The organism is Amycolatopsis sp. VC5-11, assembly GCF_037034185.1.
In the GTDB taxonomy this organism is placed as follows: domain Bacteria; phylum Actinomycetota; class Actinomycetes; order Mycobacteriales; family Pseudonocardiaceae; genus Amycolatopsis; species Amycolatopsis nivea.
Genome location: NZ_JBAGKF010000004.1, coordinates 158,867 through 179,340, shown reverse-complemented (window position 1 = coordinate 179,340; position 20,474 = coordinate 158,867). Strand labels below are relative to the sequence as shown.

General features: G+C 68.2%; 19 protein-coding genes. 3 read left to right on the top strand and 16 right to left on the bottom strand.

What is annotated here, in order from left to right; all coding sequences use genetic code 11:
- Positions 1–53: 53 nt before the first annotated feature.
- A complete protein-coding gene (locus tag WA670_RS15705) occupies positions 54–638 on the top strand; it encodes a dihydrofolate reductase family protein (RefSeq protein WP_336158109.1) in 585 nt (194 codons plus the stop codon).
- An 825-nt stretch (positions 639–1,463) separates the two neighbouring features.
- Here the strand turns inward: WA670_RS15705 and WA670_RS15700 are convergent.
- The 12 genes from WA670_RS15700 to WA670_RS15645 form a co-directional block, all read right to left on the bottom strand.
- Complete coding sequence (locus tag WA670_RS15700; RefSeq protein WP_336158108.1) at positions 1,464–2,276, bottom strand: aldo/keto reductase; 813 nt, start codon at positions 2,274–2,276, stop codon at positions 1,464–1,466.
- Positions 2,277–2,290: 14 nt separating this feature from the next.
- The gene (locus tag WA670_RS15695; RefSeq protein WP_238608052.1) at positions 2,291–3,469 is read right to left on the bottom strand and encodes an MFS transporter; all 1,179 of its coding nucleotides are present in this window, start codon (positions 3,467–3,469) and stop codon (positions 2,291–2,293) included.
- Between the two features lie 991 nt (positions 3,470–4,460).
- Entirely contained in the window at positions 4,461–5,711 is a 1,251-nt protein-coding gene (locus tag WA670_RS15690) for an alpha/beta hydrolase (RefSeq protein ID WP_336158107.1), read from the bottom strand.
- Positions 5,704–5,958, bottom strand: coding sequence for a hypothetical protein (locus WA670_RS15685; RefSeq protein ID WP_037812097.1), 255 nt, complete (start codon positions 5,956–5,958; stop codon positions 5,704–5,706). The genes WA670_RS15690 and WA670_RS15685 overlap by 8 nt, the downstream gene beginning before the upstream one ends.
- A gap of 1 nt (position 5,959) precedes the next feature.
- Positions 5,960–6,598, bottom strand: coding sequence for a VOC family protein (locus tag WA670_RS15680; RefSeq protein ID WP_238608054.1), 639 nt, complete (start codon positions 6,596–6,598; stop codon positions 5,960–5,962).
- A gap of 13 nt (positions 6,599–6,611) precedes the next feature.
- Positions 6,612–7,370 carry a maleate cis-trans isomerase family protein gene (locus tag WA670_RS15675; RefSeq protein ID WP_336158106.1) on the bottom strand — a complete coding sequence of 253 codons (759 nt, stop codon included), beginning with the start codon at positions 7,368–7,370 and terminating at the stop codon, positions 6,612–6,614.
- On the bottom strand, positions 7,367–8,896 hold the full coding sequence (locus tag WA670_RS15670; RefSeq protein ID WP_336158105.1) for an FAD-dependent monooxygenase: 1,530 nt from the start codon (positions 8,894–8,896) through the stop codon (positions 7,367–7,369). The genes WA670_RS15675 and WA670_RS15670 overlap by 4 nt, the downstream gene beginning before the upstream one ends.
- Positions 8,893–10,563: an AMP-binding protein gene (locus tag WA670_RS15665; protein ID WP_336158104.1), complete on the bottom strand. Its 1,671-nt coding sequence runs from the start codon at positions 10,561–10,563 to the stop codon at positions 8,893–8,895. Before WA670_RS15665 ends, WA670_RS15670 begins: the two co-directional genes overlap by 4 nt.
- A 531-nt stretch (positions 10,564–11,094) precedes the next feature.
- Positions 11,095–11,781, bottom strand: a complete 687-nt coding sequence (locus tag WA670_RS15660; protein ID WP_037820575.1) for a TetR/AcrR family transcriptional regulator — start codon at positions 11,779–11,781, stop codon at positions 11,095–11,097.
- A 50-nt stretch (positions 11,782–11,831) separates the two neighbouring features.
- On the bottom strand, positions 11,832–12,968 hold the full coding sequence (locus WA670_RS15655; protein ID WP_336158103.1) for an alpha/beta hydrolase: 1,137 nt from the start codon (positions 12,966–12,968) through the stop codon (positions 11,832–11,834).
- A 41-nt stretch (positions 12,969–13,009) separates the two neighbouring features.
- Positions 13,010–14,488: an MFS transporter gene (locus tag WA670_RS15650; RefSeq protein WP_336158102.1), complete on the bottom strand. Its 1,479-nt coding sequence runs from the start codon at positions 14,486–14,488 to the stop codon at positions 13,010–13,012.
- A gap of 60 nt (positions 14,489–14,548) precedes the next feature.
- Complete coding sequence (locus WA670_RS15645; protein ID WP_037820523.1) at positions 14,549–15,883, bottom strand: pyridoxal phosphate-dependent decarboxylase family protein; 1,335 nt, start codon at positions 15,881–15,883, stop codon at positions 14,549–14,551.
- 102 nt (positions 15,884–15,985) lie between these two features.
- On the opposite strand from WA670_RS15645, the gene WA670_RS15640 reads away from it, so the two are divergent.
- Together WA670_RS15640 and WA670_RS15635 are read left to right on the top strand one after the other, a co-directional pair.
- Positions 15,986–16,357 carry a hypothetical protein gene (locus tag WA670_RS15640; RefSeq protein ID WP_336158101.1) on the top strand — a complete coding sequence of 124 codons (372 nt, stop codon included), beginning with the start codon at positions 15,986–15,988 and terminating at the stop codon, positions 16,355–16,357.
- A gap of 59 nt (positions 16,358–16,416) precedes the next feature.
- Positions 16,417–16,764: a helix-turn-helix domain-containing protein gene (locus WA670_RS15635; protein WP_043839420.1), complete on the top strand. Its 348-nt coding sequence runs from the start codon at positions 16,417–16,419 to the stop codon at positions 16,762–16,764.
- A gap of 188 nt (positions 16,765–16,952) precedes the next feature.
- Here the strand turns inward: WA670_RS15635 and WA670_RS15630 are convergent, their stop codons facing one another.
- The 4 genes from WA670_RS15630 to WA670_RS15615 form a co-directional block, all read right to left on the bottom strand.
- A complete protein-coding gene (locus WA670_RS15630; protein ID WP_009073577.1) occupies positions 16,953–17,543 on the bottom strand; it encodes a ClpP family protease in 591 nt (196 codons plus the stop codon).
- Positions 17,540–18,154 carry a ClpP family protease gene (locus WA670_RS15625; RefSeq protein ID WP_037820577.1) on the bottom strand — a complete coding sequence of 205 codons (615 nt, stop codon included), beginning with the start codon at positions 18,152–18,154 and terminating at the stop codon, positions 17,540–17,542. The genes WA670_RS15630 and WA670_RS15625 overlap by 4 nt, the downstream gene beginning before the upstream one ends.
- Positions 18,155–18,233: 79 nt before the next feature.
- Positions 18,234–19,769 carry a hypothetical protein gene (locus WA670_RS15620; RefSeq protein ID WP_336158100.1) on the bottom strand — a complete coding sequence of 512 codons (1,536 nt, stop codon included), beginning with the start codon at positions 19,767–19,769 and terminating at the stop codon, positions 18,234–18,236.
- Positions 19,770–19,794: 25 nt separating this feature from the next.
- A complete protein-coding gene (locus tag WA670_RS15615) occupies positions 19,795–20,472 on the bottom strand; it encodes a haloacid dehalogenase type II (protein WP_336158099.1) in 678 nt (225 codons plus the stop codon).
- Positions 20,473–20,474: the final 2 nt, after the last annotated feature.

The following is a 20,474-nucleotide window of genomic DNA, read 5'->3' as shown; positions in this document are numbered from 1 at the left end:
TAGTAGTACGTTTCAAACCACTTCAGGCATAGTACTACAGACGGAGTTACCAGATGCGAAAGCTCGTGTACTACATCGCAGTCACCCTCGACGGCCGCATCGCCGGCCCCGCGGGCGAGTTCGACTTCTTCCCGCAAGGCGACGCCCAGCAGACCGCCGCCTACATGGGATTCATGAACACGCTGTACCCGGAAACCATCCCGACCGCCTTCCGCGCCGCTGCCGGTGTCGAAGGTGCCCCGAACCGCCGTTTCGACACTGTCCTAATGGGCCGCGCGACGCATCAGCTCGATCCGAGCGTCCCCAGTCCCTATGCGCACCTTCGCCAGTACGTCGTGTCGAGCACCCTGAAACCGGACCTCGACCCAGCAGTAACCGTCGTCCCCGGCGATCCGGTCGGCCTGGTGAGAGACCTGAAGACGGAGGAAACCGGAAAAGACATCTGGCTCTGCGGCGGCGGCAAACTCGCCGGCGCGCTGCTGCCGGAGATCGACGAGATCGTGCTGAAGAGCTACCCAGTGGTGGCTGGTGCGGGCATCCCCATGGTGGAGGGAGGGTTCGATCCGACAGTGTTTTCGGTGGCGGAACGAACGGCTTTCCCGAACGGGGTCACGGCGACCCGGCTCGTACGGAACTAGACGGACGGGCCGCGATTTCGGGCGTGCTTCGGACAGGTGGGCGCTCGCTGACACGGCTACCCAGTCGGGGTACTGCGCATCTCCGCCCCAGCCGACACGGCTGTTCCGGCTCCTGTGCCGCACCACTCCGCCCCGGGCGACACGGCAACCAGGGTCAAGCGCCGCATAACTCCGCCCTAGCTGACACGGCGGCCCGGTCCAGGTGCCGCACCACTCCGCCCAGGCGGGCACAGCTGCCCGGTCCAAGTGCCGCATAACTCCGCCCCAGCTGACACGGCTGCCCGGCGTAAGTGCCGTATAACTCCGTCCCACCTGCCAGGGCGGCCCGGCGCAGGCACCGCACCACCCCACCCCGCCGGGCACAACTGCCCGGCCCAAGTGCCGCATAACTCCGCCCCACCTGGCAGGCGGCCCGGCCAAGGCACCGCACAACGTCACCCCGTCGGGCACAGCTGCCCGGTGCCGCATAACTCCGGCCCCAGCCGACACTGCCACCAGTTCCAGGAGCCGCACAACTCCACCCCGGCGGACAGCGCTGCCCGGTCCAGGCGCTGCACAACTCCGCCCCAGCCAACAGATCCACGCCCCGCCTCACTCTGCCCCGGCCAACACAGCGACCAGATCCAAATGCCGCACATCTCGGCCTCGGCGGTCACGTCGCCCGGTCCAAGGGCTGCGCATCTCCGCCCGACCAGGCTGCACATCCCGCCCCGGCCGAGACCGAGCCGAACCCCGGGGCGGCATGCGCAAAACGCCGCATCGAGTGCCTGGCGTGCACCCGATGCGGCGTCGAGGAGGCGGTGTCCGCTGTCTCGCGGCGATCCGTCAGTTGAACTGATCCGGGTCCGGCCCGGTGCGCAGGCCACGGTCGGCGGTGGCGATGGCGGCGAGGTCGCTGTCGGTCAGGTCGAAGTCGAAGACGTCGAGGTTCTGCCGGATCCGGGCGGGCGTCACGGACTTCGGGATCACAATGTTGCCCAACTGCAGGTGCCAGCGCAGCACCACCTGCGCGGCGGATTTCCCGGTGCGCGCGGCGATTTCGGTGATCGCCGGGTCGGTCAGGACGGCACCCTGGGCAAGCGGGCTCCACGCTTCGGTCGCGATACCGTGCTCGGCATGGAAGGCGCGCAGTTCGGCCTGTTGCAGGCCGGGGTGCAGCTCGATCTGGTTGACAGCGGGCACGAGGCCGCTGTTGTCGAGCAGGTGGAGCAGGTGCGCGGGCTGGAAGTTGGACACGCCCGCGGCGCGGATGCGGCCGTCCTTGGCGAGGTGTTCCAGGGCGCGCCAGGTGTCGAGGTAGCGGTCGCGGGCGGGGGTCGGCCAGTGGATCAGGTACAGGTCGACGTAGTCGAGACCGAGTTTCGCGAGGCTGGCGTCGAAGGCGCGCAGGGTGGAGTCGTAGCCCTGGTCTTCGTTCCACAGCTTGGTGGTGACGAAGAGGTCCTCGCGCGGGATCCCGGACTCGGCGATGGCGCGGCCGACGCCTGCTTCGTTGCCGTAGATCGCGGCGGTGTCGATGCTGCGGTAGCCAGCCTCGAGAGCGCTGGCCACCGCGGCGGTGGTCTGGTCGTCCGGGACCTGGAAGACGCCGAAGCCGAGTTGCGGGATTTCGACGCCGTTGTTGAGGCGGATCTTCATCGGTATTGCCTTTCTCAGTGCTGGACAAGGGGTTCGGGCACCGCGACGCGCGGTCGGCGTTCGAGGGCGGCTGACAAGACCGCGAGGCCGAGCGCGGAACCGGCGAGCGCGGCCCCGACCCAGTTCGGTGCTGTGTAACCGAATCCGGCGGAAATCACGACGCCGCCGAGCCACGCGGAGAGCGCGTTGCCGAGGTTGAACGCGCCGATGTTGACGACGGACGCGAGCGTCGGCGCGCCGTGCGCCTGGTCGAGAACGCGCTTCTGCAGCGGCGGCACAGTGGCGAAGCCGAGCGCGCCGATCAGCAGAATCGTTGCCGCCGCGAGGATTTTGCTGTGCGCGGTGACGGTGAACAGCGCCAGGACGATCGCGAGCCCGCCGAGGCTGACGTAGAGCATCGGCATGAGCTTGCGATCGGCGAACCGGCCGCCGGTCAGGTTGCCGAGGAACATGCCGATGCCGAACAGCACCAGCAGCCAGGTCACCGCGCCCGAGGAGTACCCGGCGATCTCGGTCATCATCGGGGCGATGTAGGTGATCGCGGCGAAGACCCCGCCGAAACCGAGGACCGTCATGGCCATCGCGAGCACCACCTGAACGTTCCGGAACGCGGCCAGCTCCTTGCGCAAATGCGCCCCTTCGGGCCGGGGCAGGTCCGGCACCAGCTTCGCGACGCCCGCGAGCCCGACGACGCCGAGCGCCGCGACGATCCCGAAGGTGACCCGCCACCCGACCGCCTGCCCGACGAACGTCCCGAGCGGCACGCCGACGATGTTGGCGACCGTGAGCCCGGTGAACATGATCGCGATCGCCCCGGCCCGCTTGTCCGGCGCGACGAGCTCCGCCGCGACGACCGAGCCGATCCCGAAGAACGCCCCGTGCGCGAGCGACGCGACAATCCGCCCAGCGAGCATGACCCCGAACGCGGGCGCGACCGCCGACAGCAGGTTCCCGGCGATGAACAGGCCCATGAGCAGCATGAGCATGGTCTTGCGATTGATCTTCGTGCCGAGAATCGTCATCACCGGCGCTCCGGCGACGACCCCGAGCGCGTACCCGGTCACCAGAAGGCCCGCGGACGGGATGGACACCCCGAATTCGGCGGCGATCTCGGGGAGAAGGCCCATGATCACGAATTCGGTGGTGCCGATCCCGAACGCGCCGATGGCCAGCGCTACCAGTGCTAGTGGCATGAGCCCGCGTCTCCTTGGTCTGCGTGTTGGTGCTGTTTGTCGGCCTTCGCAATAGTTGCATACGCGGTATGTTGTTGGCGCTTGTTGTTGATGAGGGTCACAGTTGGGGGTGGCCTTGGGGTGGGGCGGGTGCTCGGCTGGGGTTGCGGGCGGGTGAGCGGTCTCCGCGCGCCAATGCACTGCGCCAATCCGCTGGGGTTCTTGCCAGGGGGATCGCCTGCGGCGAGAGAGATGTCGGCCGCAGTGGGCTCTGACTGCAGCGAGAGAGGTGTCAGATCCGGCGGAGTGTCGATTGCCGGATGTTGTTTGCCTGCAGACCGCAGCCGACTGTATGCAATCGACCGGGATGCCGGTGACTGGTCGACAGGTGACCGGCAGACACGCGACTGGCGGACACGCGACAGGCGGCTGGCGACTGGAATCCTGCTTACTGTCTCCGGTAGATGAGCCGCCGGATTCGACCGGATTCGACCGGCAGAATCCATTCGGGGCCTGCCGTGTCCGCGCGCTGCCCGTCGACGGTATGCAATCGACTATCGGCGCGTGGTCAGGCGACTGTATGCAATCGACTTGGATATCGGTGGCCAGTCGGCAGGATCAACGACCGTCCGGTGTTGGACCGGCGGCCGGGACTCCCGTCGCCTCCGGATCGCAACGGCCGAATCGCAAGCCCTCGGGGAAGCGAAAGTGCGCCGGTCCTCCCCGCGAGAGAAGACCGGCGCGCAGAAGAAAGAATTCAAGGCAAGCAAGCGAACCCGCCAGGAGAAGGCGGCCCAACTTACCTCGCCGCGAGCGAAACCCGTCAGGAGCCGCAACCCTGCTCACCTCACCCCGAGCGGAACCCACCGGGAGCAGCAGTCTGGCTCACCTCACCACGAGCAAACTAGCCAGGAGCAGCAGTCCGGATCATTTCACCGCGAGCGAGCCCGCCAGGAGAAGGCAGCCCAACTCACCTCGCCGCGAGCGAACCCACCGGGAGCAGGCAGCCGGCTCACCTCACCGCAAGCGCGCCTGCCGGGAAGCGCTCCCCCAGCCACTGGCCCATCTCCGCTCCGGCGAGGGTCGCTCCTGAGGTCATCCCCTCGTGCAGAGGGGCGCCGAAATGCCTACCCGGCACCCGAACATGCGTGGCGTCTGATGCGCCGCTCAGGTCGTGGAAGCGTTTGGCGTCGGCGGGGAAACACGCCTGATCGCCAGTCAGTTCGACCAGCAGCGTCGGCACCTTCACGTCCGGCAGGCAGCCAGCCAAGTCGGCGTTGCTCGAGATCGCCGACCAGGTTGACAGCCAGGAGTCCGGGGTCGTCAGGCGGCCGAAGCCGAGCACTCCGTAATTGGTCAGGTCCGGGCGGCGGCCGAATAGTGAACCGTATGGGCGGTCGTTGTGGTCCAGTGACAGGTCGACTGAACGCAGGTCCGCGTCGGTGCGGTAGACGGTTAGCACTCCGGTCGCCAGGGCGCTCCGTCGGTCGGCTGGGTCTTTGGAGGTGGCGTAGCGACGCCGTGCGGTGGCCGACTTCTCTGTCAGTTCCCGGGCTCGTTCGTCGATTCGGGCGACGCGTTCGTATTGGGCCGAGCGGTACGCCGTGATGAAATCCGCGGAGTACGTCGAGGATTCCGGTGGGGTGGCGAAACCGTTCGCGGGGAGGTAGGGGTCCAAGGCCGGGGAAGCTGATCGGGGGTCTTGTTCATCGGTGACCGAGGGGTCGATCAGGCGCAGCAGCAAAGCGCCCTGGCCGGGGTGCGGGGCCATCATGAGGAAACCGTCCGCGACGGGCATTTCGGCCTCAGTGAGAGGGACGGGTTTTCCGCTTGGGGCGCAGTAGAGTCGGGCGGACGGGGGCAGGGCGGCCTGCTGTAAGTAGAAAGCAGCCAAGGCGGCGCCGCCGGAGTGTCCGATGAGGACTACCGATGGGAAGCCCGCGGAGCGCAGGAAGACGTGTCCGGCGGCCATGTCCAGGAGGGCTTGTTCGTGCAGCAGGGTGAGGTCGTTGCCGACGGTGCGGGTGCCTTGGGTCCACACCGCATAGCCTTGGGCTAGCAGTTCGGGAACCAGGACGTGGTGCGAGAAATCCTGCCGCGGATGCATCAGGAACGCCACTGTGGACGCACCTGGGACTGTCCTAAGCAGACCGTTGACTGTCGCGCCGTCGGAGGTGGTGAGTTGGTGGGCGGTCGTGGTGGTCGCCTCGGGGAGGGAGGCGGGGGCCAGGTAGCGGCCCGCGCCTAGGCCGTTTTCAGGCATGGGGGCGCCTTTCGATCCGCAGCGCGTTCTTGTCGTGCTGAGTGATCACGGACCCTTCCAGACCGGCGATCGCGCTGTACCAAACGGCGTGCCGACAACCCGTCGCGCGGCGGTCGATGACGATTGTTCCCGGGGCGCTGATTCGGAAGTACGGGCCGATCCGGTCGACCGTATTGCCGTCGTCTTGGCGGGCCACGGCGAGGACGCCTTCGTTTTCCGGCACGTCTAGGACATAGAACCGCGCCACGTCAGACCATCTCCTTCCCCGCGGGCTCCCATGAAGCCGCCTCTTCGACGATCAGTTCTGCTTTGCGCGTAAGCAGTTTGTCCATCGACGGGTCCTCGCCCGAAGCGACGTCGCACAACGCGCGCAGGGTCAGTTCCGCGTCGAGGTCCTCCTGCGGGGTCACTGGACGCAAGGCGCGGGTGATTTCGACCATGTAGCCGTTCGGGTCGTGGGTGTAAATGGATTCGATGGTTTCGTGCATCACCTGCATTTCCACCGGCCATTCGGATTCGTCCAGGCGACGACGATACTCCAGCAGATCTTCCTCGTCGGCGACATTGATCGCCAGATGCCTGCTGTCGGCGAAGAATTTCGGCGTGCCGTGCGGGAGCCGGGCCCACGCGTCGCCCGGGGCGGTTTGGTCGCCTGCTGGTTCCCAGCCGAAGTAATAGAAAAACGCCAAGCGGTCGCCGCCGCCGATGTCGAAGAAGAAGTGGATGAAGTCCGGGTGTTTCTCCGGGCCCCAGCCCGCGGCGCAGATCGAGTGGACGATCGGGAAATTGAGCACGTCGCGGTAGAACCGGACGGTGGCGACCGGGTCGAAGGTCGGGAAGGCGGCGTGGTCGACTCCGCGCACGCGGTGCACTGGCTTCTCAGTCATGCGGAAACTCCTTTCAGGCCTGGACTTTGGCGTCGGCGCGCAGCAGCGAACCCGCGCCCGGCAGCTCGACGGGAAGGCCGAGGCTGCGCAGGATCGAGTACGCGCCGGCGGTGGCGGCGGAGAGCACGGGCAGTCCGAATTCGTCCTCCGCGGGCTGGATCAGGTCGAGCGACGGCATCTGGACACAGCACGACAGCACCAGCGCGTCGCTGGCCCGGAGGTCGAGTTCGCGTGCGGCAGACAGCACATTGTCGCCCGGTATACAGCCGACCTCCGTATTGTCCGCGACGCCCAGCGCACGCCAGCCGGTGATCGTGAAGCCCTCGGCCTCCAGGTACTCGACCACAGTGCGCGCGACCGGTTCGGTGTACGGCATGACGAGCGCGACGCGGTTGGCTTCAAGATCCTTCAGCGCGTGCACCAGCGCACCGGCGCTGGACAGGACTTTGGCGTCCGCGCCGCCGAGCGCGAGTTGCTCGGCGATTCGCAGCTCCGTGTCCCGATGTGCCCCGACACCGGACGCCATGACCGCGACGAGGCAGGCGTAGAGCAGCACGTCCGTCCGCGCGTCGCCGATCTCCAGGACGCAACGCTCGCGCTGAGCGTTCATCGCGCGCAGCTGCTCAGGCGTCACCGCGTGCATGCGCATTCGACTGGAGTGAAAGGAAAACTCGACGTCCGCCACCCGCTGGAGCAGCCGCGGCAGCTCCGTTTCGACGGTGACGTTCGAACTCGGCACGATCAGCCCGACGCGCCGGGAAGTACTGGTCACGAATTCCTCCTGGGAAAGTCTTCAAGGACTGCGAAATCGGCCCGGCCGGCACCGATCGAGGTCGCCGCGAAGGCCCGCGCGGATTCGGGGAGCTGCACGCCGACGCAGCGGCTGGTCTGCAGGCGAAGCCGCTCGGCAAGGTCGACCCTTGCCCAGAACTCGTCCGCGGCTCCGGTGAGCAGCAGCGGACCGGCACCGCGACCGGCGCGGGCGACCGCGTCGTCGGCGGGCTCGCTCCACACGTCCGGTTCGGTCCAGGAAAGCTCTTCGACCGGACCGAGGTTCGCGCGCGTAGTGACCCGCGACGGAAGCTGGAAACCGTTGCCCCGCAACGGTTGTGCGAGCACCCATTCCTCTGGGTCGCCGGTCGGCGCCGAACCCAGCCACTCCAGCGCGGCGCGCACGACCTCGGGTTCGGATCGGGCGTAGTCGGCCATCGTGATGTTGCCCGAACGCGTCATGTAGGACAGGCCGAGCCGTTCGGCCGACCAGTCCGCCCGCCACCGGTAGGAATCCCACCACCGCTGGCTACGACCGGCGAGCTGCTTGAACCGCTCCACCGCCGGTCGTCGCGCCTGTTCGTACGCGGCGAACGCGGCGGACGGCGAGCTCTCCCCCGTCAACGCCCCGGCCAGCGCGATCGCGTCTTCCAGCGCAAGCTTGGTGCCCGAGCCGAGCGTGTAGTGCGCGGTGTGCGCGGCATCGCCGAGCAGCACGACGTTCCCGCTGTGCCACCGGTCGAGGCCGAGGTTGACGAACCGGCTCCAGCGAGTGCGGTTCGTGAGCAGCTCGCCGCCGCGAAGCTGGTCCGAGAGGACGTTTTCCAGCAGCCGCACGCTTTGCCGGTCCGTCTCGCCGGGACCGGTGGCCGCGTCGAACTCAGCTAGACCAGCGCTCGTCCAGGTTTCGTCGTCCACTTCGATCAGGAAAGTGCTGCGGTCCTCCGCGTACGGATAGGCATGGGTGACGAACAGTTCCGGCCCCCGCCGAGCCGCGGCGAAGAAGGCCGACGACGCGGCGAACGGGGCACCGCACCACACGTACCGCGTCCGTCCGAGGGTGGTGCGGACGCCGAGTTCCGCGCTGAGTTTGGTGCGCGTCGCGCTGCCGACCCCGTCCGCGGCGATGACGACGTCGCCGGTCACGGTGCCGAGATCAGCGCGCGACCCGGCCCGGTATTCGACGCCGACCTCGGTCGCCGCTTCTCGCAGCACCCGCAGCAGCTCCGCCCGGCCGACCGCTAGATTGCGCGCGCCGTGCAGGCACACCGACCGATCAGGAGCGTCGAAGCGCAGTTCGTGTCCGACGTAGCTGACCGCCCGGACCCGGTCCGCGGTCTCCGGATCGGCCTGTTCGAGGTTGCGCATGGTGGCCTCGGTGAGCCCGACCCCGAACCCGAACGTCGCCCGCGACGCGTCCGTCCGTTCGTGGACGACGACCTCCAGACCCGGGTCGTTGAGTTTCAGCAGCCGGGCGGCATACAGCCCGCCGGGTCCGCCCCCGATTACGTTCGCGCGCCGGGTCACCGGGCACTCCCTTCGGCCAGTTTCGCTTGCACGTCCTCGCGCAGCCGGTTCTTCGCGACCTTGCCGACGTTCGTCAACGGCAGCGCCGGCACCACCTCGACACGTTCGGGCAGCTTGTACTTCGCGAGCCCGCGGCTGAGCAGATGCGCGCCAAGGGTTTCCACCGTCAGCGGCTCGGCGCCGTCCTCGAGCACGAGGTACGCGCACGCTCGTTCGCCCAGCACCGGGTCGGGCATCGCGACGAGCGCGGCGGTGACCACGTCCGGATGCTGGACGATGATCTCCTCCACTTCCTCGGCGAAAATCTTCTCGACGCCGCGGTTGATGACGTCCTTGATCCGCCCGTCGATCGAATAGCTGACGCCCTTCGCGCTGACGTGCCGCCGGGCCAGGTCGCCGGTGCGGTAAAACCCGTCAGGCGTGAACGCGGTCTTGTTGTGCTCCTCGGCGCGGTAGTAGCCGCGGATCGTGTACGGCCCGCGCGCGGCGAACTCGCCGACCTCGCCGTCCGGGACTTCGCTTTCGGACACCGGGTCGAGAATCCGGATCTCGTCCGCCGCGGAGATCGGCGCACCGACGGTGTGGTGCCGCACGTCCTCGTCCGCGCCGGCGGGCGTGACCAGGAACATCCCTTCGGCCATCCCGAACATCTGCCGGATCCGGATGCCGAGCTCGTCCCGCAACCGCTCGGCGACCTCCACCGGCAACCGCTGCCCGCCGACCACGAAATCCCGCAGACAGGACAGGTCGGCTGCCTGCGCCCGCGGCGATTCGAGAAGCCGCACGGCAAGCGCGGGCGGCACGAGCGGCAGCACGTCCGGCCGGTGCTCGGCGATGAGGTCGAGCAGCGTGTCGACGTCCGCGGAGGGAGCGAGAACGAGCGTCGCCCCGGTGAGGATCGCGGGCTGCAGCGCGAGCGAGATACCCGCGTTGTGCATGAGCGGCAACGGATACAGCACCCGAGAGTGCTCGTCCATCTCCATCGCGGCCGCCCAGGCACGAGCGTTGTAGGCGTACTCCTCGTGCAACCGCGGCGCGACCTTCGGCAGCCCCGTCGTCCCGCCGGAAAGCTGGAACACCGCGGGCCGGGCAAGGTCAACATCCAAGTAGGGCAACGGTTCCCGCACTTGTTCAGCCACGAGCCGCGAGTACGACGGCGTATCCCCGAGCGCCTCGCCCCGACACACAACGACGTCGGAGACGGCCCCGTCCGCCAGCAACTGCTCAGCCTGCTTGCGCAACCGCCCGTCCCGGAAATCGGCCTGCGCGATCAGCGTCCGCGCCCCGACGTGCGCCGCGAGCAACCCGATCTCCCGAGTCCCGTGCTGCGGCAAAGTACAGACCGGCGGCGCGGCAGCGAACAAACACCCGAGGTACGCGACGACGGTCTCCGCCACGTTCCCCATCTGGAACACCACCGGCTCCCCCGGACGGACTACTCCGGACCCGAGCAGCCCCGCCGCGAACCGCGACGCAGTGTCGAAAAGCTCGTCGTACGACCACGCCACACCCTCGGAAACGAGCGCGGTGCGACCACCGTGCCGACGAGCCGCGGCCAGGAGTTCAGCAGGCAGGGACTGCCCCGCCCACAACCCGGCACGCCGATAAGCAAGCACGCTGACCTCGTCGAACGGGGCCACTGGAAGTGCAGCTGGAGGCAACGTCATGCAGCCAAGGTAAGCCGCCCGAGCGCAGAATTCAATACTTGTGTCGAACTTTCGACACTCATGTCACCAGTCGAGGTTCGTGAGGGCCACCCTCACAGCCCCTGATTCCCTCAGGGTTCCCCTCACGACCAGCCCAGCCCCAGCTCAGCTCGCCCGCCCTACGCGATGCGCCCCAATGCCACATTCGTTGCGTCCCACGCACCGAATGCCACATTGGGTGCATCAGATGCACCCAATGCCACATTGGGGCGCTAGCCCCCATCCCCACCCAGCCGCACCCGGTGCACCCAACGAGCGAGGCACCCACACCTCCCCCGCCCCCGATACGAAGCCAAAAACACGGCGCGGGGGTGCTTGTCAAGGCATCTTTCCCGCCTTGACAAGCACCCCCGCGCCGTAGTCACAATCAAACTTCGGGGTGCCCCACGCAACCACTCTCTTTTCGCGGCTTCGCCGCTCTCTTTCCCCCGCCACAGCCGCTCTTCCCCCCGGCACAGCCGCTCTCTCCCCGACCCAGCAGGAGGAGAAACCTCACCCCTCCAACCGATCCAACAACCCCCGAATCTCCGCAATAGTCCGCGCATCCTGCCGCCCCCGCCCGGCATTCTCCCCAGCCGCCAACATCCCCGTCGCCAACCCAGTGACGGTAGCCACCAGCGAATCCACATCTCCCCCAGGCCGGAACCACCAAGCGACCCAGTTGCACATCCCCAGCAACGACAACGCCGCCGTCCGCGCGTCGACCCGCCGGAATTCCCCGGCCTCGATCCCCGCCTCGACCAGCGCCGTGAACTCCCGCAGGATCTTCCGCTTGGCCGTCAGATGCTCCCCGGCCAGCGGCTCCGGCAGGATCGGCTCGGACCGGTCGAGGATCCGGAACTGGTCGGAGTGCTCCGCCCGCTGCCGCACGATCAGCGCGACCACGTCGGCGATCTTCTCCGACGGCGTCAGGTCGTCGCGTGCCTTCAGCTGGGCCAGCACCTCGGCGAACCCGTTGGTGACCTGCTCGACGAGCATCGCCAGCAGGTCTTCCTTCTTGCTGACGTAGTGGTACAGCGCCGGCCGGGAAATGTTCAGCGCGTTCGCGATGTCCAGCAGGCTCGTGGCCTCGTAGCCCTTTTCCGCGAACAGCTTGGTCGCGGTGTCCAGAAGTTCGGACGTCATCAGCGTCCGGCGCAACCCGCTGCGCGAACCCTTGCCTCGCTCTGCCGTGGACATGCGCCGCAGTTTACCGGTCCGCTGCCCCGGCGAACTGCGGCGCACCCGGCTCACTGGACCCCGCGGATCCCTCGTTCGCCGAGCCAGCTCACGATTTCCCGCAGGTAGTCGACGCCGCCGTAGCCGAGCAGTGTGGCGTGTCCGGTGTTCTGCACGAGGTATTTCGTGAACACGCCCGGCCGGTAGTAGCTCGCTTCGTTCGCCGCCATGGGATCGGTGTTGCAGTCGTCGGTGGTGCCGCACCAGATTTTGTCGTACTGGCCCGGCGACCACAGGATCGGCGCGTCGATGTTCTTCGTCTGGTCGGTGTAGGTGCGCAAGGTGATGTCCGCCAGCTCGGTCGCGGACATGGTGTCCTTTGTGGCGTCTTCGACCTGCAGCTGCTCCGGGTCATACGTCCCTTGTGGACCGTGGAACAGGTCGCGTTTGCCGGGGATGCTGGTGAGGTACGCCGGATCGAGAGCCCACGGCTTGTCCGCGAACTTGGGGTCCAGCAGCGCGGGGTAGGCGAACGTCCCGAGCCGCAGCGTGGAGCGCGGGGTCAGCAGCCCGTGGCCGACGGCGTGCACCATCAACGCGTCGACGTCGTGGAATTTGCCTGCCTCGACCTGCGCGGTGAGGCCGCCCATCGAGTATCCGTTGACCGTCACGGTGCCGAACTGCTTGCCCAGCGCGCCCTGGCGCAGATACTGCACGATCTGGTGGGTCGTATTGGCCGCGACGTCGAAGTTCATGCTCGCGGCCGGCGGATGGTCGCTGTGGCCGTAGCCGATCCGGTCGAGGTTCAGCGTCGTGAAGCCGCGCTGGGTCATGTAGCGGACGTAGTTGTAGCGGTCCGGCTGGTACGGCCAGTCGTAGTAGGTGTGGTCGTAGGTGCCGCCGTGGATGAGGATCTGCACCGGCTGCTTGCCGAGCAAGGCCGGGTCCGAAGTGCACAGTTGGCCGAATTCCTTGAGCACAGCGGGACTTTCCGGCGATTCGGTGACCGGGAAGAAGTAGTCGCGGCACTGCGCGCCGCTGGCCGACGCCGTTCCCGGCACGTCGGCGGGCACCGGCGTGCCGGGCAGGCCGGGCACCGCCTCGGTCGCGGGCCAGGCGTCGGCCGCGTTCGCGACGCCGGTCAGCGTGAGCAGCCCCGCCGACATCACCGCCAACATCCGAGTAGCAAGTCGTTTGACGCTGCGCACGGTGGTCTCCTTCCATGGGGCCGGACGGCATCAACCCATGTTTACGATTGTGTCATATTATCGACACCGGTGTTGGTGTCAAGACCTGGCCTTTCCGCCGCAGCTGTTCCGCCGGTGGCCGGGGCGCGGCCGTGTCGCATGAGGACAGTCAGCAAGAGCGCGAGGACGCTCACGCCGAGCAGTACGAAGTACGCCGCCTGGTATCCGGCGTCGTTGGTGATCGAGACACCGGAGCTGAGCCGGACCTGATGGGCAGCGGTGATCGAGCCGACGATCGCGGTGCCGAGGGTGTTCATTACGCCGAGTGCGGTGTAGAGCAACGAAGTCGTGACGCCCTGCGCCTCCGCGGGCACGGCCTCGATGACGAGATTGTTGGCTCCGGCGTAGAGAAATCCAAGTCCGATGCCCATGAGCGCGGCGATCACCACGATCAGGACCGGTCCGCTCAACTGTCCGAAAAGGATCAGCACGACGCCGCCGAGAGTGCCGATGATCGAGGTGAGCAAGGCAGTTCTCGGCGCGAATCTCCGGCACACCCATCCGGCGGCGTAACCCGCGGCCGCGCCGACCAGACCGAACGGGAGACCGTAGCTCACGCCGTATTCCAACGCGTTCATGCCGAGACCGTGTTCTGACACTCCGGGCACGTGCGGAGTCCGAAGCAGCTGCGGGATGAGCACGGAACTGTTGGCAGTGGTGACGAAGATGGCGGTTCCCGACGCGAGCAGCGTCAGCCACACCTTGGGTTGAGCCGCCAGCGCCAGATCGATCAACGGTTCGGCGCGGCGACGCTCGACAATCACGAATAGCACCAGCATTATCACCGAAAGCGCCACCGCGTAAGCGAGATACTCCTTCTCGACCAAGCCGAGCACGAGCACCGCCATCCCGCCGCCGAGCAGCAAGCCGCCAGCGACGTCGATGCGGCGTTGGATCCGCACTCGGGTTTCGGGGACTACGAGCAGCACGATTGTCGAGACGACGACGTCGTAGCCGAGGGTGAACCAGAAGGCGCTCCGGAACCCGTAGGTATCAACGAGATACCCGCCGAGCAGCGGACCGCCGAACGCGGCGACGCCGGTGCCGACCCCGAGCGCGCCGACGCCGAGCGGCACCAGTCGCGGCGGGAAGAGGTCGCGGATGAGGCCGTAACCGGCGACGTACGCGACGACGAAAGCGGACTGGAGCACGCGTCCGGCGAGGAAAAGCCAGTACACCGGCGCCAGTGCACAGATCAGGGAGCCGGCGCCGAACATGATGGCCGCGGCCAGGAGGACTTTCTTTTTGCCGTGCGTGTCGGCGAGTTTCCCGGCGATCGGGAGGAAGACGAGCGACGCGACGAAGACGACGGTCATCACCAGCGCCACCTGGTCGGTTCCGAAGGCGGCGGCGATGTCGGGCAGGCCCACCCCGACGAGGGTGAACTCGAAGTTGGCGTTCTCGGTCAGGAGCGCGATCGCCACGACGATCGCCAGGTAATACCAGGTCGACCGCTCTGCGGTGCGCGGTTGCTCAGCCATGCGCACCGATGTAACCGGCGGTCCGTCCGGATCGAACCGGTCAGTCCCGCTGTCCGGGACTCACTCCGCCAACCGGTCGAGCGCTTGCTTGAGCTGCGGAATCCAGGCCTCGTGCTCGGGCTTCATCAACACCGACCGAAGGATCGTGACGGTCTCGGCGTCCCGTTCGACGTCCGGATGCAGCGCGGCGAACGCCTCCGCGTCGACGCGCAAAGTGGACAGATACAGCGGGTTGTCCTTGTCCGCCATGCCGTTCTGGAGGATGGCGTTGGCGGCTTCGGTGATCTCGCTCATCCGGGACCGTCGCGGCCAGTAGGTGACGATGTCCAAAGTGGGCTCGAGGTGCAGTGCGAACCGGTCGGATTCCTTGAGCAGTCCGGCGAAGTCGTTCGCCGCTCGACGGCACGCCGCCAGCAGCCGACCCAGTCCTCGGTCGCGTTCCAGCGGGAACGCTTGCAGGGTAAGCCAAAGCGCCCCGGCGGCGGCACCAGCGCGGGAGCATTCCAGGGAGATCTCGCCGAGGTGCAACTCGTCGGAAGTGAAGTAGGTATAGGGAGAATCATGTTTGTAGAACCGGCCGACCGACGGGTCCGCGAACAACACCGCGCCGCAGCCGTACGGCTGGAGTCCGTGTTTGTGCGGGTCGACGACGACGGAGTCGCACGATCCGATCGCGCGGTAGGCCTCGTACTCGCCCAGCAAGGTGTAAAAGCCGCCGTACGCGCCGTCGACATGCAGGCGGACCCCGTACCGTTCCTTCAGCGCCAGGGCCTGCTGGATGTCGTCGACCGCCCCGAGTCCGGTCGTTCCCGGAGTCAGCACCACCGTGCCTACCCCGCCACCGCGGACTTCGGCTTCCACAGCGGACAGATCGACGCGTCCGTCGGGAAGTGCCCGCACCGCGCGGGATTCCACACCGAGCACCTGGCACATGCGTCCGTGCGTGTAGTGCGCGTCCTGCGAATGGACGACTGCCTTGCCCGGGGCCAGTTCGCGGGCGACCCAGAGGGCTTCCAGGTTCGCGATCGTCCCGCTGGAGGTGAGGTGGCCGAGCGACGGCTGCGCGAACCCGAACATCCGCGCCAGGTCCGCGATGACCTCGACCTCCATCGGCGAGGTGGCCTGCGAGGCGTCGAGCGCGTGGTTGTTCGGGTTGACCACCATCGCGGCGAGATACGCGGCGACCGCGACCGGATGCGGCGGTTTGAGCATCTGGCCCGCGTAGCGGGGGTGGAAGAAGGGGAACGACGCGTCCATCCGGGCGGCGTAGGTCTCGAGCAGCGCGGGGAGGTCGACGTCCGGCTCGCTGGCCGGGGATGGGGTGAACGGACCCCATTTGCGCTCCCAGGCCTCGACGCCGCGGAGAGCCTGGTCGATCAGTTCGCGCCGGTCCATGCGTCACCTCGTCGGTCGCCGGGTGCTTCCTCCGGCACCCTACCGAGCACGTCCGCGCTCTAAGGTGTGGCAACGTTTCTTTCGCACGGTGAGGAGCTTCCGGTGACTGACGAACCCCGTCCGCAGGGAATGCCGCCGGCCGGACCCGGGCAGCCGTGGCCGGTTCAGCCGAATGCCCAGCAGTACCCGGGCTACGTCCCCTATCCGCTGCCCGCTCCGGCGAACGGTGTCTGGCTGGGGGTGTTGTCGCTGGTGCTGGGCGTGCTGGGCTGCGTGGTCCCGCTGCTGCCGATCGACCTGACCGGCATCCGGGCGTACCTCGCGCTTCCGTTCGGACTGGCCGGATTGGCCTTCGGACTCGTGGGCGTCGTCGGACGGCGTACGGGGAAGCCGGTGTCGGGGGTGGGCATCGGCGTGTCGGCGATCGCGCTGGTGCTCGGTGTGATCATGCTCGGCAACCAAGTCGCGGGGTGACGTTCTGCCCTGAGCGGAACCGCTGTCGCCGAGGGCCCGGCGGATGCCAGGCTGGGCCTATGGCGGACATCCTTCCTTTCCACCAGCGCCGCGCCCCCGCCCGGGACGACGAGGCGGAACCCCTGTGGCGCGAGGTGCTCGGCCGCAGTCTCCGCGCCGCCCGGGAGAACCAGGGCGAGCGGCTCGTCGACGTCGCCGAGCGGGCCGGGATCTCGCCGCAGTACCTGTCCGAGATCGAGCGCGGGCGGAAGGAACCGTCGAGCGAGATGATCGCCGCGGTGACCGGGGCGCTCGGGGTCAACCTGGCCGGTCTGCTGAGCGGGATCGCCGGGGACATGCGGCGGATCAGCGTGGTCGGACCGCGACCGGCGCGACGTCCGGCCGGTCCGGTGCTGATGGCGGCCTGAACCGGGCCGCGGAATTTCTCGAACCACCGGCGCCAGGCTGTGAAATCACCGCGCACAACCGGCAGATCGATGCGGTCGAGCCGCAGCTCGCACCAGCGCTGTTGGCAGCCCGCGGAACCACCCGCGGCCCACCGAACCGGGACGCGAAGCCGCAGGCCGGAGCCCCAGAACCGGCCTGCGTCCTCGCCTCACGGGCGTGCTTCGATCACCTGGTCCGCGAGCCCGTACTCCACCGCCCCGGCCGCGTCGAACACCCGGTCGCGGTCGGTGTCGTGCCGGAGTTCCGCGACGTCGTGGCCGGTGTGCCGGGACGTGATCTCCTCCAGCTGGGTCCGGACCCGGATCACCTCGTCGGCTTGCAGGATCAGGTCCGGGATCGTCCCGCGGCCCTGTGCGGCGGGCTGATGCAGCACCACCCGCGCGTGCGGAAGCACCGATCGGCGGCCGGCAGCGCCGGCGGCCAGCAGCACCGCGCCCGTCGCCACCGCCTGGCCGACGCAGGTCGTCGCCACCGGGGCCTTGATGAAGCGCATCGTGTCGTACAGCGCCAGCATCGCGGCCGGGTCGCCGCCCTCGGAGTTGATGTACAGGTTGATCTCCTGCTCCGGGTTGTCCGACTCCAGGAACAGCAGCTGCGCGATCAGCGCGTTCGCGACGCCCGAGTCGATCGCCGTGCCCAGGTACACGATCCGTTCGGACAGCAGGTGCGAGTAGACGTCCATGATCCGCTCGCCGCCCGGACTGCGGGTCACGACGTTCGGGATGGTGTAGGTGCTCATGCGCGTACCCCCAAGCCCATCGCGTGCGTGCGCACCGGCACGACCTGCTCCAGGCGGTCGACGATCTGGTCGATGAAGCCGTAGTCCTGCGCCTCGGCGGCGGTGTACCACCGGTCGTGCAGGGAATCGGCGAAAATGCGGTCGAACGGCTGACCGGTGTCCTGCGCGGTGAGGCCCAGCACGGTGTCCCGGGTGTAGCGCAGGTCGTCGGCCTGTACCTCGACCTCCACGGCCGAGCCGCCGATTCCCGCCGAGCCCTGGTGCATCAGGATGCGGGCGTGCGGCAGGGCGAATCGCTTCCCGGGAGTGCCCGCCGACAGCAGGAACTGCCCGGCGCTGCACGCCAATCCGAGGGCGAGCGTCGAAACGTCGCACGGCACCAGCCGCATCACGTCGCGGATCGCGAGCATCGACGGGACCGATCCGCCGGGCGAGTGGATCCACAGCGCGATGTCCTTGACCGGGTCTTCGCCGGCCAGCGACAGCATCTGGGTCGCGAGGACCGTCCCGTTGTCGTCGTCGAGCACGCCGTCCAGTACGAGGACCCGCTGGCTCAGGAACCGTTCCCGGAGCCGCTGGTCGAACATCGGCGGAGTCGATTCGTTGGTCATGCCCCGACTCTGCCGCCGCGGAACCCGTCGCGTCCGCCTTCTCTGCCGACGGCAGATCTGCTGTGAGCAGCGCGGCAGGTCAGGCGGTTTTGCGCACCAGGTTCGTGTATCCGGCCAGCGCCAGCGTCGCGAGTCCCCACACCGCGATCTGCACTCCCCAGATCGCCGCGGTGAACACCTGCCCGGCGACACTCGCCGTGTCGAGGTCGCAGCGGCTCCGCAAGCCGGTCGGCGCGATCGGCAAGCCTCGGTCGAGTCCCAGACCGATCAGCTCGACCGGGGAGCACGCCGCACCGGTCGCGACTCGTTGCGCCGCGTGGTGTCCGGGCTGGGTTTCCGTTGCCCCGGCCCACAATCCGAGCGCTCCGGCCGCGACGAGGGCGAGCAGCAACGCCGCCGCGGTCCGCCGGGCTCGGTAGCCGTATCCGGCCAGCGTGCCCCAGATCCAGTGGAACAGCCGCGACATCCGTCCACCGAGCGCTTCCGGCGAACGGCGGCGCAGGTCGTCCTGCTGCGCGATCAGGATGGTGCGCGCGTTGCCGTCGTGGCCCGCGGTTCGTTCGACGGCCGCCAGCTTCTGGTAACCGGTGGCGTCGTAGTACTCGGTGTGGCAGCGAAGCAGGTGCAGCCATCGCCGCCAGCCGAACGACGGATCGATGGCGGCGTAGGTGAACCCGTCCAGCCACGCCAGTTCGGGGTGGTCGCACTCGGCGCTCGTGCTGCCGTCGGGGCACACGAGTTTGTCCGGCATGAACACCGTGGTCGCCTTCGCGTCGGAGAGCCCGAGCAGCCGTCCTTCCGGCGACGTGACGCGCGTGGTCGCGGAAAACTCGAGTTGCCCGCCGATCTGCGCGCCCTGCAACCGCACCGCGCCGATCTCGCCTTTGCCGGTCAGCTCCGAATCGCGGATCAGCATGCTGCGACCGACCGTCAGGGTGTCCGCCTCGATCGCCGGCCCGAGGTCGTTGGAAACCTTGATGCTCTGACACTCCAGCGGACCGCCGATGCACGCGCCGTTGAGGTGGATCGCGCCGTCGGCCGACGAGCCGGTGATCCGCGTTCCCCGGTGCAGGTACAGCCCGCTCCCCAGCTCCGCCGAACTCGCCTCCAGCGCGAGCCCGGCCGGGTTCGTGATTTCCGCGTCCCGGCACAGCAGGCTCCCGCCGAGGTGCGCGCCGATCAGCCGGATCGCCCCGTCCGGGCTGTCCCCGGTGATCCGCACGCCGTCGGACAGGTGCAGGTCTCCCTCGATCCGCACCCGGGACGCGTGCAGGCCCGGCATCCGCCCGCCGATCAGGTACAGGTGCGGCAGCCTTGCCTGGCGCGCGAGCACAAGCTGGTCGAAAACGCAGGTCAGCAGCATCAGCCCGGCGGCCGCGGAGACGCCGTCGAGGTTGAGAAGACCGGTGATCCGGGCCCTGGCGAGCATGATCCCGCGCGGGTCGAGGTCGCCGTGCCTGCCGAGCAGCAGGTCGCGAAGAACCTGCGCGCGCACGACGTGGTCCGGGCTTTCGGTTTCGGCGAGGTCCGCGACGTCGATCTGGGCGGCGCCGAGCAGTTCGCCTTCGCGGGCCGCTTCGACGAGCCGTTGTTCGAAGTCGCTGAGATCGGTCACGCCGAGATCATGCCTGGTCCTGGGTTCAGTCGCGACCGTGTTCGAGCTGCTCGGCGAGGTCCGCGAGCCCGTCGGCGTGGAGGTCGAACCGATCGGCGGGACCCGGCGGATCGCCGACCGGACGGCCGACGTACGCGGTGCGGAACCCGGCTTCCTGAGCCCCGCGCAAATCCCACGCGTGTGCCGCGACCATCAGCAGCCGCTCGGGTGCACGTCCGGCGACGTCGATGGCCAGGCGGTAGACGTCCGGGGCGGGCTTGTAGGTGCGGGCGTTCTCGGCGGACAACACGGTGTGCCACCGCAATCCGGCGTTCGCGCACAGGTCGAGCAGCACGGTCCGGCTCGCGTTGGACAGACCGACCAGCGGGAATCGTTCGGCAAGGCGGCCGAGGCCTTCTACCGTGTCGGGCCACGGCGGCAGTCGCCGGGCCGCGAGCGCCAACTCGGCGACATCGCCGGTACCGACCGCGTCGGCGACGGCCTGCGCGGCTTCCCGGTCGATGACATCGCTCGCGACGTACGGCCGTTCCCCGGCGACAATGCGGCCCTGCTCCTGCTCGACGTGCTTCTGCCACACCAGAAGCAGCTCTTCGACTTCCGCGGCGGCGAGCGACGGAGCGAATTTCCGGATCCCTGCGCGGATTCCGGCCGGTTCGTCGACGAGCGTGCCGAGCACGTCGAACACGAGCACCTCGATGTCCATCA

Excerpts from the sequence above, each read along its gene's own strand:
- WA670_RS15635 (WP_043839420.1), top strand. The coding sequence starts at position 16,417 with ATGGCGGACATCCTTCCTTTCCACCAGCGCCGCGCCCCCGCCCGGGAC.
- WA670_RS15625 (WP_037820577.1), bottom strand. The coding sequence starts at position 18,154 with ATGACCAACGAATCGACTCCGCCGATGTTCGACCAGCGGCTCCGGGAA.
- WA670_RS15680 (WP_238608054.1), bottom strand. The coding sequence starts at position 6,598 with ATGACTGAGAAGCCAGTGCACCGCGTGCGCGGAGTCGACCACGCCGCC.
- WA670_RS15690 (WP_336158107.1), bottom strand. The coding sequence starts at position 5,711 with ATGCCTGAAAACGGCCTAGGCGCGGGCCGCTACCTGGCCCCCGCCTCC.
- WA670_RS15615 (WP_336158099.1), bottom strand. The coding sequence starts at position 20,472 with ATGGACATCGAGGTGCTCGTGTTCGACGTGCTCGGCACGCTCGTCGAC.
- WA670_RS15645 (WP_037820523.1), bottom strand. The coding sequence starts at position 15,883 with ATGGACCGGCGCGAACTGATCGACCAGGCTCTCCGCGGCGTCGAGGCC.
- WA670_RS15695 (WP_238608052.1), bottom strand. The coding sequence starts at position 3,469 with ATGCCACTAGCACTGGTAGCGCTGGCCATCGGCGCGTTCGGGATCGGC.
- WA670_RS15650 (WP_336158102.1), bottom strand. The coding sequence starts at position 14,488 with ATGGCTGAGCAACCGCGCACCGCAGAGCGGTCGACCTGGTATTACCTG.
- WA670_RS15665 (WP_336158104.1), bottom strand. The coding sequence starts at position 10,563 with ATGACGTTGCCTCCAGCTGCACTTCCAGTGGCCCCGTTCGACGAGGTC.
- WA670_RS15700 (WP_336158108.1), bottom strand. The coding sequence starts at position 2,276 with ATGAAGATCCGCCTCAACAACGGCGTCGAAATCCCGCAACTCGGCTTC.
- WA670_RS15660 (WP_037820575.1), bottom strand. The coding sequence starts at position 11,781 with ATGTCCACGGCAGAGCGAGGCAAGGGTTCGCGCAGCGGGTTGCGCCGG.
- WA670_RS15705 (WP_336158109.1), top strand. The coding sequence starts at position 54 with ATGCGAAAGCTCGTGTACTACATCGCAGTCACCCTCGACGGCCGCATC.
- WA670_RS15630 (WP_009073577.1), bottom strand. The coding sequence starts at position 17,543 with ATGAGCACCTACACCATCCCGAACGTCGTGACCCGCAGTCCGGGCGGC.